This is a genomic window from Mycobacterium sp. TH-M11 (assembly GCF_057473725.1).
The window spans coordinates 20,071-33,056 of sequence record NZ_JBYCLD010000078.1; the positions used below are offsets into that span (position 1 = coordinate 20,071).

12 protein-coding genes and 1 pseudogene are annotated in these 12,986 nt (G+C 66.7%); 9 read left to right on the forward strand and 4 right to left on the reverse strand.

The window, feature by feature from the left end:
- Positions 1 to 46: 46 nt before the first annotated feature.
- Positions 47 to 1,363, reverse strand: coding sequence for an aminotransferase class I/II-fold pyridoxal phosphate-dependent enzyme (locus AC2VOG_RS03295; RefSeq protein ID WP_486938489.1), 1,317 nt, complete (start codon positions 1,361 to 1,363; stop codon positions 47 to 49).
- A gap of 38 nt (positions 1,364 to 1,401) precedes the next feature.
- On the opposite strand from AC2VOG_RS03295, the gene AC2VOG_RS03300 reads away from it, so the two are divergent.
- The 9 genes from AC2VOG_RS03300 to AC2VOG_RS03340 all read left to right on the forward strand — a co-directional run bounded on the left by AC2VOG_RS03300 (position 1,402) and on the right by AC2VOG_RS03340 (position 8,490).
- Positions 1,402 to 2,070, forward strand: a complete 669-nt coding sequence (locus AC2VOG_RS03300; RefSeq protein ID WP_486938490.1) for a pyridoxamine 5'-phosphate oxidase family protein — start codon at positions 1,402 to 1,404, stop codon at positions 2,068 to 2,070.
- A gap of 16 nt (positions 2,071 to 2,086) precedes the next feature.
- Positions 2,087 to 2,554 (forward strand): SRPBCC family protein, encoded by a 468-nt coding sequence (locus tag AC2VOG_RS03305; RefSeq protein WP_486938491.1) that lies wholly within the window; start codon positions 2,087 to 2,089, stop codon positions 2,552 to 2,554.
- Between the two features lie 50 nt (positions 2,555 to 2,604).
- Positions 2,605 to 3,561 carry a DUF4129 domain-containing protein gene (locus AC2VOG_RS03310; RefSeq protein WP_486938492.1) on the forward strand — a complete coding sequence of 319 codons (957 nt, stop codon included), beginning with the start codon at positions 2,605 to 2,607 and terminating at the stop codon, positions 3,559 to 3,561.
- Positions 3,558 to 4,040: a hypothetical protein gene (locus tag AC2VOG_RS03315; protein WP_486938493.1), complete on the forward strand. Its 483-nt coding sequence runs from the start codon at positions 3,558 to 3,560 to the stop codon at positions 4,038 to 4,040. Before AC2VOG_RS03310 ends, AC2VOG_RS03315 begins: the two co-directional genes overlap by 4 nt.
- A gap of 17 nt (positions 4,041 to 4,057) precedes the next feature.
- Positions 4,058 to 5,020: an AAA family ATPase gene (locus AC2VOG_RS03320; protein WP_486938494.1), complete on the forward strand. Its 963-nt coding sequence runs from the start codon at positions 4,058 to 4,060 to the stop codon at positions 5,018 to 5,020.
- The gene (locus AC2VOG_RS03325; RefSeq protein WP_486938495.1) at positions 5,013 to 6,260 is read left to right on the forward strand and encodes a DUF58 domain-containing protein; all 1,248 of its coding nucleotides are present in this window, start codon (positions 5,013 to 5,015) and stop codon (positions 6,258 to 6,260) included. Before AC2VOG_RS03320 ends, AC2VOG_RS03325 begins: the two co-directional genes overlap by 8 nt.
- Entirely contained in the window at positions 6,257 to 6,706 is a 450-nt protein-coding gene (locus tag AC2VOG_RS03330; RefSeq protein WP_486938496.1) for a hypothetical protein, read from the forward strand. Before AC2VOG_RS03325 ends, AC2VOG_RS03330 begins: the two co-directional genes overlap by 4 nt.
- Positions 6,707 to 6,815: 109 nt before the next feature.
- Positions 6,816 to 7,067 carry a three-helix bundle dimerization domain-containing protein gene (locus AC2VOG_RS03335; RefSeq protein ID WP_486938497.1) on the forward strand — a complete coding sequence of 84 codons (252 nt, stop codon included), beginning with the start codon at positions 6,816 to 6,818 and terminating at the stop codon, positions 7,065 to 7,067.
- 118 nt (positions 7,068 to 7,185) lie between these two features.
- Entirely contained in the window at positions 7,186 to 8,490 is a 1,305-nt protein-coding gene (locus tag AC2VOG_RS03340; protein ID WP_486938498.1) for an FAD-dependent oxidoreductase, read from the forward strand.
- 44 nt (positions 8,491 to 8,534) lie between these two features.
- On the opposite strand, the gene arsM is transcribed toward AC2VOG_RS03340, so the two are convergent.
- The 3 genes and pseudogenes from arsM to AC2VOG_RS03355 all read right to left on the reverse strand — a co-directional run bounded on the left by arsM (position 8,535) and on the right by AC2VOG_RS03355 (position 12,947).
- Positions 8,535 to 9,323, reverse strand: coding sequence for an arsenite methyltransferase (gene arsM / locus AC2VOG_RS03345; RefSeq protein WP_486938499.1), 789 nt, complete (start codon positions 9,321 to 9,323; stop codon positions 8,535 to 8,537).
- Between the two features lie 407 nt (positions 9,324 to 9,730).
- Positions 9,731 to 11,332, reverse strand: a complete 1,602-nt coding sequence (gene nuoN, locus AC2VOG_RS03350; RefSeq protein WP_486938501.1) for an NADH-quinone oxidoreductase subunit NuoN — start codon at positions 11,330 to 11,332, stop codon at positions 9,731 to 9,733.
- Between the two features lie 23 nt (positions 11,333 to 11,355).
- Positions 11,356 to 12,947, reverse strand: a pseudogene (locus AC2VOG_RS03355) (NADH-quinone oxidoreductase subunit M).
- Positions 12,948 to 12,986 lie beyond the last annotated feature (39 nt).

Consider the following 12,986-nt stretch of genomic DNA (forward strand, 5'->3'; position numbering starts at 1 on the left):
CGTTCGCGGGCCCCGGTCTGTGGATGAACCGCCAACTGTGGATAACTCACATGCTGGCGCGGCCGACCGAGTGCACGGCCTGGGCGATCCCGTCGGCCAGTGCCGCGATGTCGTCGCCGGCCAGCCCCGAGATGGTGATCCGCATACCCGGCGGCGTGCCGATCCGGAACCGTGCGCCCGGCGCGGCGGCCCAGCCTGCGTTCAAAAGCCTTGTGATCGACGTGGTTTCGTCGGGCACCGGCACCCACACGTTCAGTCCGGACCTGCCCTGCGAGGCCACCCCCCGATCGGCCAGCGCCGCACGTAGTAGCTCACGGTTGCGGCTGTAGACGGTCTCCGCGTCCTGCACCTTCTGGACGGCCGCCTTGTCGCGCCACAGGCTGACCGCAAGGTCCTGCAACAGGTGGCTGATCCAGCCTGGGCCCAGTCGCAGCCGGCCTTGCACCCGTTCGATCGTGCGCTGATCCCCGGCCAACAGGGCCAGGCGCAAGTCGGGGCCATAAGCCTTGGCGGCCGAGCGCACGAACGCCCAGTGCCGCGTGGTTGCGGCCAGCGGGTGTAGCGGCGCGCCGGCGATGCCGGCACAGTGGTCGTCCTCGATGAGCAATACGTCGTCGTGCGCGGCAAACAAGGTCCGCAACTCGTCGACGCGCGCCGCCGACACCGCGGCTCCGGTCGGATTCTGCGCCCGACTGGTCAGCACCATCGCGCGCACGCCGCGACGCAACACCCGCGCTACGTCGGCGGTCAGCGGACCCTCGTCGTCGACACGTATCGGCTCAGGCGCACAGCCCAGTGCGGCAAGCAGATCGAGCAGGTTGGCCCAGCCGGGGTCCTCGACTGCGACCCGGTCGCCGGGGCGCAGGTGGGCGACGAGAACGCGTTCGATGCCGTCCAGGGCTCCCGCGGTCACGGTGAGGTGCTCGGCGGCAACGCCGTCGGTGGTCAGCGCCGCGCGCCCGCACTCGGCCAGCTCAGCCGAGACCGCCGGATCGCCGTACAGCACCGGTCTGGTGGGCCGCCTGTCGAGCCAAGCGATCGGCAACAGGGCGGGATCGGGGTTGCCGGTGGACACGTCACGCACGCCCGGCGGGACCTCGACGCCGCGCAGCGAGCGGGCCGTGGTTGCCGGTCGCTCGCGCACCCGGGTGCCACGTCGGCCAGCGGTTTCGACGGTTCCCCGATCGCGCAGCCAGCGATAGGCGGCCGCCACGGTATTGGCGTTGACTCCGAGTTGAGCGGCGAGCTCGCGGATTGGCGGCAGCTCAGCGCCGGGAGCCAGGGCGCCCGACGAGATGGCCGCTTCGACATCGGACGCAATTGACTCGGCGCCGGTACCGCGGATCCTGTATTGTTCTGGCACATTAATTATTATGTGCTGGTGCAAACAAGGAGGCAACCATGACGGCAGGTCAGGCGTACGCGCCCACACCGCGTACCGTGCCCACCCGCTATCGCGAACGTGCCCGCTACGACCACGACACCGTGCACGCCATCCTCGACGAGGCGCTGATCTGTCATGTCGGCTTCGTCGGCGAGGGCGGTCCGGTGGTGTTGCCCACGATCCATGTGCGCCAGGGCGAGACGCTCTACCTGCATGGATCAACCGGCAGCCACCCGATGCTCGCTGCCGCGACCGCTCCCGGCGGCTTGCCGGTCTGTGTCACGGTGACCCTGGTAGACGGCCTGGTCCTGGCGCGCTCGTGGATGCACCATTCGCTGGAGTACCGCTCGGTGGTCGTCGTCGGGAACGCCCGCCTGGTGCGCGACGACGACGAGAGGCGGCTCGCGTTGGCGGCGGTGGTCGATCACGTCGCGTCCGGTCGAGCGGCTGACAGCAGGCCGCCCAACGACCGCGAATTGGCAGCGACCGCTGTGCTCGCCGTCGACCTGGTCGAGGTCTCCGCCAAGGTGCGCATGGGCGGGCCCGTCGACGACGATGACGACGTGAGATTGCCGCACTGGGCCGGGGTGCTGCCACTGACGCTGCGGCCGGGTACGCCGATCCCCGCTGACGGTCTCGATGCAATACCGCTGCCGGCCTACCTGGCGGATTACCGCCGGCGCTGAGTGCTTGAATCGCGGTATGCCCGACGACACGCCGCGAGTGGTGAGCGCGAGCCGCGAGATCGCCGCCGCTGCCGATCGTATCTTCGACCTGATCGCCGACCCGGCTCAGCAGCCTCGCTGGGACGGCAACGGCAATCTGTCGAATGCCGAAAGCGGACAACGTGTTCGCGCGATTGGCGACATTTTCACGATGACGCTGCTCAATGGCGCCGTCCGCCAGAATCACATCGTCGAGTTCGTCGAAGCCCGCCGGATCGCGTGGAAGCCTTCCGTGGAAGGCGAACCACCGCCGGGGCATCTGTGGCGCTGGGAGCTCGAGCCACTGGATGACGTGCGCACCCTGGTCACGCACACCTACGATTGGACCCACCTGACCGACGAGCAGCGGTTCGCGCGGGCCCGGAGCACGACGAGCGACAAGCTTCGGGCATCTGTGGACCGGCTGGCGGAGATCGCCGAGCGGCACCGAGCCGGCCAGCACTGAACTCGGCCGATCGCTGGTCGAGCACCGCTATTCCGTGCCACGATGGGCACTTGTCGAGTGGTGTGCCGATCTTGGACAAGGCGACTGGCCGCGTAGTCGCCGTGATCGTGCTGTTGATCGCCATCGCCGCGTCGCTGCGCGGATATCTCCCAGGCGTTGAGCGTGCCGCCGCGCCGCCCCCGCGGAGCGGCGCGGCGCTGGTGTACGTTGCGGCGCTGCTCAGTGTGTCGCTGGTGATCGTGGCCGTGGCGCTGATCGCCCGGCTGCGCGACCCGCGCGGGGTGGCGTCGAGCGCCAGTCCTGTGCCGAAGAGGTTTTTCGACGGCAGCGGCTGGCCGGCCTGGCGGGTGATGCTGATCGGAGCAACGGTGCTTCTGGTGTGGCTGGTCTCGGTGTGGCTGCTGTCGCAGTTCATCGGCGCGCATCAGATCGATCAGCCGCAGTCGCAGCCGCTACCGCGCCCCGCGGTGCCCGCGCCGACGAACAAGGTGCCGCGACTACCAGGGTCGCGGGTCACGGGCGCGGATCGCGACGTGCTGCATTATCTCATCGCCAGCACCGTCGCCCTGCTGGTGATGATCGTCGTGAGCGCGGTCGTCGCTTGGCGGCGACGCGTCGTCGAGTCGGGTACCACCATGGCCCCGTCTCTCGGCGAACCGGGATCGGTTGCGACGGAGGCCATCTCGCTGGTGCGGGCAGCCGGAAGCGGGCTGGCCGAAATCGAAGACCCCAATCACGAACCGCGACAGGCGATCATCGCGTGCTATGTGGCGATGGAACGCGAGCTGCGGCGCTTCCCCGGCGCCGTCCCGCAAGACTGCGACACCCCGGCAGAGGTGTTGGCTCGCGCCGTCGACCACCATGCTTTACATACCGACAACGCGGCCGAACTGGTGAACCTGTTCGAGGAGGCGCGATTCAGCCCGCACCTGATGACCGAGCAGCATCGCCGCCGCGCGACCGACGTGCTACAGCTGGTTCTCGCCGATATGCGTACCTCGACATGAAAAGGCTTATTGCACTGGGTTTCTCTGTCGTGCTGTGCGCTGAGGTCGCCGCGCTGTCGCTGCACGATCGCCGGTTGGTGTTCTGGGTCACTGGCGCCGCAGTGCTTTTCGCGCTGGTCAATGTGCGTCAGGTTCTAGGGCGTGACATCAAGGCGCCGCCGCCGGAGATCCCGAATGCGCTCGAGGAAACGCTACGTAGCTGGCTGTCCCGAACGCAGACATTGATTCACCGGTCGGAATCGACGCGTGCCGACTGGGATAGGCACCTGCGTCCGATGCTCGCGCGGCGGTTCACGATCGCAACCGGCCAAAAGCAGGCCAAGGATCCGGCTGCATTCGAAGCCTCCGGGACAACGCTTTTGGGGCCTGAGCTGTGGGCGTGGGTGAACCCCGACAATATCTCGCGCACCGGCCTGAGCGAACCGGGGCCGGGCCGCGCGACACTGGAAAAAATCCTCGAACGGCTTGAGCAGGTATGACGGGGGACGCGGTGGACATGACCTCGGCTGTCACGACAACGGCTCAGGCAACTGCGGTGCTCGACGAGATCGAACGCGTTGTGGTGGGCAAGCGCGCCGCGCTCACGCTCATTCTGACCACGGTGCTGGCACGCGGACATGTGCTGATCGAAGATCTTCCCGGCCTTGGCAAAACGTTGATCGCCCGGTCGTTCGCCGCCGCCCTCGGGCTGGATTTCACCCGGGTCCAGTTCACCCCCGATCTGCTCCCGGCCGATCTGCTCGGCTCGACGATCTACGATATGCGTTCGAGCCGATTCGATTTCCGGCCCGGTCCGATCTTCACGAATCTGCTGTTGGCCGATGAAATCAACCGCACGCCGCCCAAGACCCAGGCGGCCTTGCTGGAGGCGATGGCCGAGGGCCAGGTCAGCATCGACGGGGTCACGCATCCGTTGCCCGCGCCGTTCATCGTCTTGGCCACCGACAACCCGATCGAGTACGAGGGCACCTATCCGCTGCCCGAGGCGCAGCTGGACCGGTTCGCGGTGCGGCTCGAACTGCGTTACCTCTCCGAGCGCGACGAGGTGTCGATGCTGCGCCGTCGGCTAGACCGGGGATCGGCCGAGCCCACGGTCAATCAAGTTGTGAACCAACGTGATCTGCTGGCGATGCGCGAGTCCGTCGAAGCAGTCAGCGTGCACGAAGACGTGTTGAACTACGTGGTGTCGTTGGCCGCCGCGACCCGGCATCACCCGCAAGTGGCGGTCGGGGCGAGCCCGCGTGCCGAACTCGACCTGGTGCAGCTTGCGCGGGCTCATGCGTTGCTGCTCGGCCGCGACTACGTGATTCCCGAGGACATCAAAGCGCTCGCTCCGGCGGCGGTGGCGCATCGGATCACGCTGCGGCCGGAGATGTGGGTACGAAAGATCCACGGCTCGGACATCGTCGAGGAATTGCTGCGACGATTGCCGGTGCCACGAACCCACGGCGATGTTTGAGCCGCGGGAAGTTCAGTTGCGTTGGCGCGCATCAGCGTTGACGCGTGCAATCGCGACGTGTGTGGCGCTGGCGCTGGCCCTGGGGCTGATCAGATCGTGCTGGCAACTGGTCGCGTTCGCGGCGCCGCTGCTCGGCGTGCTGTGTTCGGTGAGCTGGCAGCGGCCGCTGCCAAAGGTCATGGTGCATGCCGACCCCGGCTCACAACGCTGCTTCGAAGGTGAGCAGGCGCACCTGACTCTTTGGGCCAGCACTGAAACAAGCGGTACTGCAATCGAACTCACGGCTTCAGCGGTGGGGGGTATGCAGCTGGACGTCGCGCCCGGCGTGCCGTTGACGGTCACCGCCAGCGCCGAGCGTTGGGGCCGCTATCCGGTGCGGGCCTCGGTCGAGGTTGTCGCGCACGGCGGGCTTCTGCTGGCCGCGGGCGAGGTGGACGCGGCTGAGGTGACGGTCTTTCCGATGACGCCGCCGCAATCGACGACGCTTCCGCCGACCGAGCTGCTCGATCGGCTCGGGACGCATCTGACGCGGCACATCGGCCGCGGCGTCGAGTACGCCGACATCCGCACCTACGTGCCGGGCGATCAGCTGCGTACGGTCAACTGGCCGGTCAGTGCCCGTCGCGGCCGCCTGCATGTGACCCAGCGGTTGACCGACCGCTCCGCGGACGTCGTCGCGCTGATCGACGGCTATCTCCAGCCTGCCGGCCCGGCCACCGAGGCCACCGAGCGGATCGCGCGGGGAGCCGCTCAGGTGGTGCAGACTGCGCTGCGCAACGGCGACCGGGCTGGCATCGTCGCACTCGGCGGGCGCAGGCCCCGTTGGCTCGGCGCCGACATCGGGCAGCGCCAGTTCTATCGGGTGCTCGACGCCGTGCTCGGTGCGGGTGATGAATTCGAAAGTACTACCGGAACCTTGGCGCCGCGGGCGGCAGTTCCGTCCGGCGCGATCGTGATCGGATTCTCCACGCTGCTCGACACCGAGTTCGCGTTGGCGCTGATCGACTTGCGCCGACGTGGTCATGTCGTGGTGGCGGTCGATGTTCTACGCGGCGCTCCGTTCCGCGCGGCCCAAGATCCGCTGGTCGATCGAATGTGGGCGCTGCAGCGGACGGCGATGTATCGCGACATGGCCATCGTGGGTGTCGACGTGGTTGCCTGGCAGCCCGATCGGACCCTTGATCAGTCGATGCACGCCGTGCCCGATCATCGCCGGCGGCGGACGGGACGCCGGTCATGAGGAGTGCCGCGCAGCTGCTCTCGACCGCGTGCGGGCTGCTGATGGTGGCTGCCGTCGGTGTCGGAACACAGGGTCTGGCCCGGGTCGCCGCGGCGGCTGCGCTCGTCGCTGTGGTGGCCGCGGTCGTGCTGCGGCCGATTGCCACGCTCGCGGTGCTGTTGACCGTGCTGGTGATCGCGCTCTCCGGTCCGACGGCCGTGGGTTCCGCGGTGGCGGGCTTGTCGGCAGCCAGCTACCTGATGCTGCGACATGCCGCCGCGAGCGGCGTCGGACTTGAATCGGTAAGTTTCGCGTCGCTGGTTTCCGCTTTGGCCTTCACGCTCGCGGGCCTGGTGGCTACGGCCTTTCCACTGCGACTGCCGTGGTTGCCGTTGCTCGCGCCGCTGGCGGTTTTTGCGATCTATCTGCTGGTCACCTGGCCTTTTCTGGGTGACGAGGAAAACTGACGACATTGGTCGGTGGATGCTCGTAGAACGCCGTTTTTCCTTCGGGTTCCCCAGCCGTTGGTCAACGCGCAACCTTGACCCGTGGTCAGTTCGGGGCAACAATATGCGGATGCCTCGAGAAGAGTCGGCGCTGATTTCCGACGTCGAACGTCGGCTCGCCGAAAAATACTCGGCGCTTCCGATGGACCACGTGGCCGCCGTGGTGCGGCATGCCTACTCGCAGTTGCAGAGCAGCCGGGTGAAGGGTTTCATTCCGCTGCTGGTGCAGCGGCGTGCGGACGAAGAACTCGGGAAGCTGAGCGCCCTGCGTCCTGACTTGGCTGCGGTGGCACTGGACGACTTGACCACCGCGTCCGTCTGAGCGCGCACGCCGCCAACGGCCACGGGTGGCCGCTCCGGGATTCAGGTTTTGCCCTAACGCCTTAACTATTTCTGTACCGTCGGCCGGTGACACGGGGATGTCGGCGAGGGGGTAATCGGTGGTCAAGCTGGGCGAGCGGGCCGTCGTCTGCGGTGCGGGAATGGGCGGGTTGCTCGCGGCGCGGGTGCTCAGCGACTTCTACGGCACGGTGACGGTCGTCGAGCGGGACACGCTGCCCGACGGCGCCGATCAGCGACGCGGAGTACCCCAAGGCCGCCACTTCCACGTGCTGTGGAGTCGCGGTGCCCAAGAACTGGCAGCGCTGTTTCCCGGGATCCACGACGATCTGGTCGGGGCCGGCGCTGCGGTCTGCGACGACGGCGATCTGTCCCGGGTGTGCATCCGGGTGGCCGGCCATGAGCTGAGCCGGGAGGGAAAATTCAGCGACCCGTCGGCAGTCAAGCTGCACCTGCTGAGCCGCCCGCTGCTGGAGTCGCACGTCAGGCGGCGGGTCATGGCGATCGACAACGTGGAAATTCTCGACGGACACGACGTCGTCGAACCGGTCGCGCCAACCCCGCAGCGCGTGACCGGCGCCAAGATCGTCGACCGCGACACTGACGTGCGGCGAACCCTGGACGCTGATCTGGTGGTCGACGCCATGGGACGCGGTGCGCGCACGCCGGCATTCCTGGACGGCCTGGGCTACGGGAGACCAGTCGCCGAACGCTCGACTACCAATGCGAACTACACCAGCCTGCTGATGCGGATTCCAGCCGGAATCATCAAAGAACGGATGACATTCGTCGTTCCGGAGCCGAAAAAGGCCACTGGCGGGGCCTTTTCGGTCTACGAACACGACACCTGGATTTTCACCCTGACCAGAGTGGCGGACAACGAACCACCGGGCGACCTGACCGGGATGATCCGGATGGCCACGCAGTTCGCGCCGCCGGGGCTGCTGCGGGCGCTCAAGCGCGGTGAGCCGATCAGCGAGATCTCGATGTTCCGCTACCCGGGCGCGATCTGGCGGCGCTACGACAGGATGGCCCGGTTCCCCGCTGGATTACTGGTTTTCGGCGACGCGATCTGCAGCACCAACCCCATCTACGGCCAGGGCATGACGGTGGCAGCACTGGAAGCGACGGGGTTGCAGGCGTGTCTGGCCGAAGCGAACGGTGATCTCGCGCGGCGGTTCTTCGTGGCGGCCGCCGAGCAGATCGGCCCGATGTGGGCGTCCAACCAGTTCAATGACCGCTACATGGACGCCGGCGACCCGGACCATTCGGCGTCCAAGGAGCTACTGGACTTCCGTGAAGCCGTGCTGGCTGCGGCAGAGACCAGCCCGGCCCTGAGCGAAAAGCTCTACCGGTCAATGAATTTGGTCGATCCGCCGACGGATTACAGCCCGCTGCTCGGGTGAGGACTCTGGGGGGAGGGCGCCCTCGCGTTTTCTGTGCGGCCGCCTCAGTCAGACGACGCGGCAGGTTTGGTGGCGCGGACGATCGCGCCGTGCATTCCTTGAGCGACTTCGTGGGTGAACGTGACGGTAGCATCGGTGAATCCGACTGCGGCCAGCCCGTCGAGGTATTCCTGACGAGACAGCGCTCCGGCGATGCAGCCGACGTAGGAGCCGCGTTCGGCGCGCTCGGCTGCGGTCAGGTGGTCTTCGGCGACGACGTCGGAGATTCCGATCCGGCCGCCGGGGACCAGGACGCGGAACATCTCGGCGAGCACGGCCGGTTTGTCGGCCGACAGGTTGATCACACAGTTGGAGATCACCACGTCGACGGCGGCGTCGGGCAGCGGGATGTCCTCGATGGTGCCCTTGCGGAACTCGACGTTGGTGGCACCGGCCTTGGCTTTGTTCTCCTGCGCCAGGGCGAGCATTTCGTCGGTCATGTCGACGCCATAGGCATATCCCTGGGGGCCGACCCGGCGTGCTGACAACAGCACGTCGATGCCGCCACCGGAGCCCAGATCCAGCACCCGCTCGCCGGGGTGCAGGTCAGCGACGGCGGTCGGGTTGCCACAGCCCAGGCTGGCCGCCAGCGCTTCGGCGGGAATCGCGGAGTGCTCGTCGTCGCCGTAGAGGCCGGCGCCGAAGATCGTTCCGACGTCTACCGAATCGCTTGACCCGCAGCAGCTCGCCGCCGTCAGCACGTCGCTGTTGGTGTCACCGCTACGTACGGCGGTGGCGGCGGCACCGTAGCTCGCCCGGACCTGATCGCGCAGCTCATTGTGTTCGGCGGTCATTCCACCCACTCCTTCCATCGACTAGTCTCTATAGGTTCAGTGTTACACGAACCATCGATGCCCGTCAATGTGTGTGTCATGCTGAGGTCATGCCCCCACGATAGCGTCCGCAACCGAACGTGATGAATAGCCGCTGGTGGCCGGCCTCGCCGCGTGCTGCAGCCCGATCACCGACGACGTGCTGGACGCGGTGGCCGCCGAGCCGCCGGCCGGGCGTACTCAAGGCGCTGGCCGAACCGGCCCGGCTGCGGCTGGTGTCGCTGATTGCAGGCTGGACTGTCCCAGCCCGCGGTGTCGCATCAGCTCAAGATCCTGCTCGAGGCGGGCCTGCGCGAACGAACGCAACGCGGAAAATGGTCGTACTACCGGTTGGTGCCCGCTGCCCTGGATGCACTGGGCGGGGTGCTTCATGTCAGGAACTGCGCGGCCTGCCGGGCGAGATCGAGCAGTGGCTGCGGGAAGATACCCAAACCGATGGTGATTGCCGCGCACACCGCGATCGCTGCCTTGCTCCAAAAGCTGGGCATTACGACGTGCACCGGTTCAGCGGGCGGTTCGGTGAAGAACATCAGCACGATCACTCGCACATAGAAGTACGCGGCGACCGCGCTGCCGATGACACCGACGATGACCAACGGCACCGCGCCGCCCTCGGCCGCCGCCGAGAACACCGCGAATTTGCTGATGAAACCGCTGGTCAGGGGGATACCGGCGAATGCTAGTAGGAACATCGAAAAGAGTAGGCCGACAACGGGATAACGCTGGCCGAGTCCAGCCCAGTGGGCGGTGATGGCGTCCTCTTCACCGTGCGCGTCGCGAATCAGGCCGACTACCCCGAACGCGCCGACGGTACTGAAGCTGTAGGCGACGAGGTAGAACATCGTGCCGGCCAGACCCGCCGGGTTGTCGGCTATCACGCCGGTGAGGAGGAAGCCCACGTGCGCGATCGAGGAATACGCCAGCATCCGCTTCACATCTGTTTGTGTGACGGCGGTGACCGTGCCGACCGCGATGGTCAGAATCGCGATGGCCCACAGCACCGGGCGCCAGTGGTCGTGCAAGGGCGGCAGTGCAACGTAGACGACCCGCAGTAGCGCACCAAATGCCGCGACTTTGGTTGCGGCGGCCATGAACCCGGTAATCGGGGTTGGTGCGCCCTGGTAGACGTCGGGGATCCAGGAATGGAATGGAACCGCGCCCACCTTGAACAGCAGACCGACAGACAGCAACGCGACGCCCGTCAACGCCATCGAGTGGTGGTGTTCTGCTGCCAGGGCTTTTGCAATGCCGGGCAGCGTCAGGGTGTCGGTGGCGCCGTATAACAGTGCCACGCCGTACAGGAAGAAGGCCGACGAAAATGCGCCCAACAGAAAGTATTTGACCGCTGCTTCCTGAGACAGCAGGCGGCGGTGCCGCGCCAGCCCGCACAGCAGGTAGAGCGGGAGTGACAGTACCTCGAGCGCGACGAACATGGTCAGCAAGTCGTTCGCGGCCGGGAAGACCAGCATGCCGCCGACCGCCAGCATCGTCAGCGGAAAGACCTCGGTCTGGCTCGCGCCGGCCCGCTGCGCCTCATGCTCGGCTGCACTTCCTGGAACCGCTGACGCCTGCGGCGTAAAGGCTTCCAACCCTGCGGGCAACCGGACCGGCACCTGCGCGGTAGCCGTTGCGGCGCCTGGCCCGGCGCCCGGGTGATCGCCCTTATGGCGCTCGGCGAAGAAAAAAACGGCGAGCACCGCGACAAGCAAGATGGCGCCCTGCAACAGCAGGGTTGGCCCGTCGATCGCCAGCGCGTGCAGTACCGCGTAGCGGCCGGGGGGATCGAGTTGGCGCGCAACGACGATGACCGCGGCGACCGCTGCGATCAGGCCGCCGAGCGCGAGCAGGACCTGGGCGCCGTAGCGGGCCCGCCGAGGTAGAAACGCCTCCACCAGAACGCCGGCCACCGCGACGCCGAAGACGATGAAAATCGGTGAGAGAAGCCCGTATTCGACGCTGGGAGTCGGCATTGAGGCAGCAGTCAGAAGTGACGTCATCGGTGCGGTCCTTCCGCCATTCCAGGTACCTGCGTACTGCCTGGGCGCACGATCTGCGCGGGGTCGTGGGCGCCGATGGTCGCCATGGTGTTCCCGACCGCCGGGTTGATGATGTCGAGCACCGGCTTGGGGTAGATCCCCAGGACCAGCAGCAGCGCGATCAGCGGTGCGACGACCAGGATTTCGCGCGGCACCAGATCGCGGATTCGTTCGTTGCCCGGCGTGACCGGGCCGGTCATCACTCGCTGGTAGAGCCACAGGATGTAAATCGATGAGAGCACCAACGCGGTCACGCCAACCGCTGCTGCCAGCCAGTAGCGGTTGTACGCGCCCAGCAGCACCAGGAATTCGCTGACGAACGGCGCCAGTCCGGGAAGTGACACCGTGGCCAACCCCGCCACCAGGAACGTGCCGGCAAGGACGGGCGCCACCTTCTGAATCCCGCCGTAGGCGGCGATGGAGCGGGTACCGCGGCGCGAGATCAGGAAGCCGGCGATCAGGAACACCGCCGCTGTGGAGATCCCGTGGTTGAGCATGTACAGCGTCGCACCGCTCTGGCCCTGCGTCGTCATGACGAAGATGCCCACGATGATGAAGCCGAAGTGTGAGATCGACGTGTAGGCGATCAGCCGCATGATGTCGGTCTGGCCGATCGCGACGATGGCGCCGTAGATGACGCCGATAACCGCGAGGGTGACGATGGCGGGCCGGAAATACGTTGACGCGTCGGGGAACAACTGCAGGCAGTAGCGCAGCATGCCGAAGGTGCCGACCTTGTCCATCACGGCGGTGATCAGCACCGCGGTCGCCGGTGTCGATTCCACTGCGGCGTCGGGCAGCCAGCGATGGAACGGCCACAGCGGCGCCTTGATGGCGAACGCGAACATGAATCCCAGGAACAGCGCCTTGAGCACACCCGCCGAGGCGTTCAGCGAACCCGTGCTCACGGCGGCGACGATCTGACGGAAATCGAATGTGCCCGAACCATGTTCGGCGGTCACCACGTACAGGCCGATCACCGCGGCCAGCATGATCAGACCGCCGAACAGGTTGTACAGCAAGAACTTCACCGCGGCCCGCGACCGGTGGGCGCCCCCGCCGAATCCCCCGATGAGGAAGTACATCGGGATAAGCATCGCCTCGAAGAACACGTAGAACAGCAGTACGTCCAGCGAGATCACTGAGATGAGAACCATCGATTCGATGGTCAGCGTCAGTGCCACGTAGGCCTGCGTGCCGCGGGATCGCCCGGCACCATCAGCATCGGCTCCGTCGTTCCAACCGGCCACCAGCAGGAACGGCACCAGGATGGTGGTCACCAGCACCAGCACAGCGCGATGCCGTCGACGCCGATGGTGTAGCCCGCGCCGAAGTCCGGTATCCACGGATGAGATTCGGTGAACTGGTACGTCGGCCCGCCGGCCTTGAAAGCCACCGCGAGCGCGATCGAGACCGCCAGCACCGCAACCGACACGGCGACACCGAGCCACTTGGCCAACTGCCGTCCAGTCGGCGGCAGCAGAATGATCACGACGGCCCCGACCAGCGGCAGCAGCCACAGGATGGAAAGCCAAGGGGCGTTAGTCATCTGCGCCGCTTCTCCTCATCGCTTCGCTCTGCATCGTCG

What these genes read in the sequence shown, in the direction of transcription:
- AC2VOG_RS03300 (WP_486938490.1), top strand. Translation starts at nt 1,402, where the DNA reads ATGACGGCAGGTCAGGCGTACGCGCCCACACCGCGTACCGTGCCCACC.
- AC2VOG_RS03305 (WP_486938491.1), top strand. Translation starts at nt 2,087, where the DNA reads ATGCCCGACGACACGCCGCGAGTGGTGAGCGCGAGCCGCGAGATCGCC.
- AC2VOG_RS03315 (WP_486938493.1), top strand. Translation starts at nt 3,558, where the DNA reads ATGAAAAGGCTTATTGCACTGGGTTTCTCTGTCGTGCTGTGCGCTGAG.
- AC2VOG_RS03320 (WP_486938494.1), top strand. Translation starts at nt 4,058, where the DNA reads ATGACCTCGGCTGTCACGACAACGGCTCAGGCAACTGCGGTGCTCGAC.
- AC2VOG_RS03325 (WP_486938495.1), top strand. Translation starts at nt 5,013, where the DNA reads ATGTTTGAGCCGCGGGAAGTTCAGTTGCGTTGGCGCGCATCAGCGTTG.
- AC2VOG_RS03330 (WP_486938496.1), top strand. Translation starts at nt 6,257, where the DNA reads ATGAGGAGTGCCGCGCAGCTGCTCTCGACCGCGTGCGGGCTGCTGATG.
- AC2VOG_RS03335 (WP_486938497.1), top strand. Translation starts at nt 6,816, where the DNA reads ATGCCTCGAGAAGAGTCGGCGCTGATTTCCGACGTCGAACGTCGGCTC.
- arsM (WP_486938499.1), bottom strand. Translation starts at nt 9,323, where the DNA reads ATGACCGCCGAACACAATGAGCTGCGCGATCAGGTCCGGGCGAGCTAC.
- nuoN (WP_486938501.1), bottom strand. Translation starts at nt 11,332, where the DNA reads ATGCCGACTCCCAGCGTCGAATACGGGCTTCTCTCACCGATTTTCATC.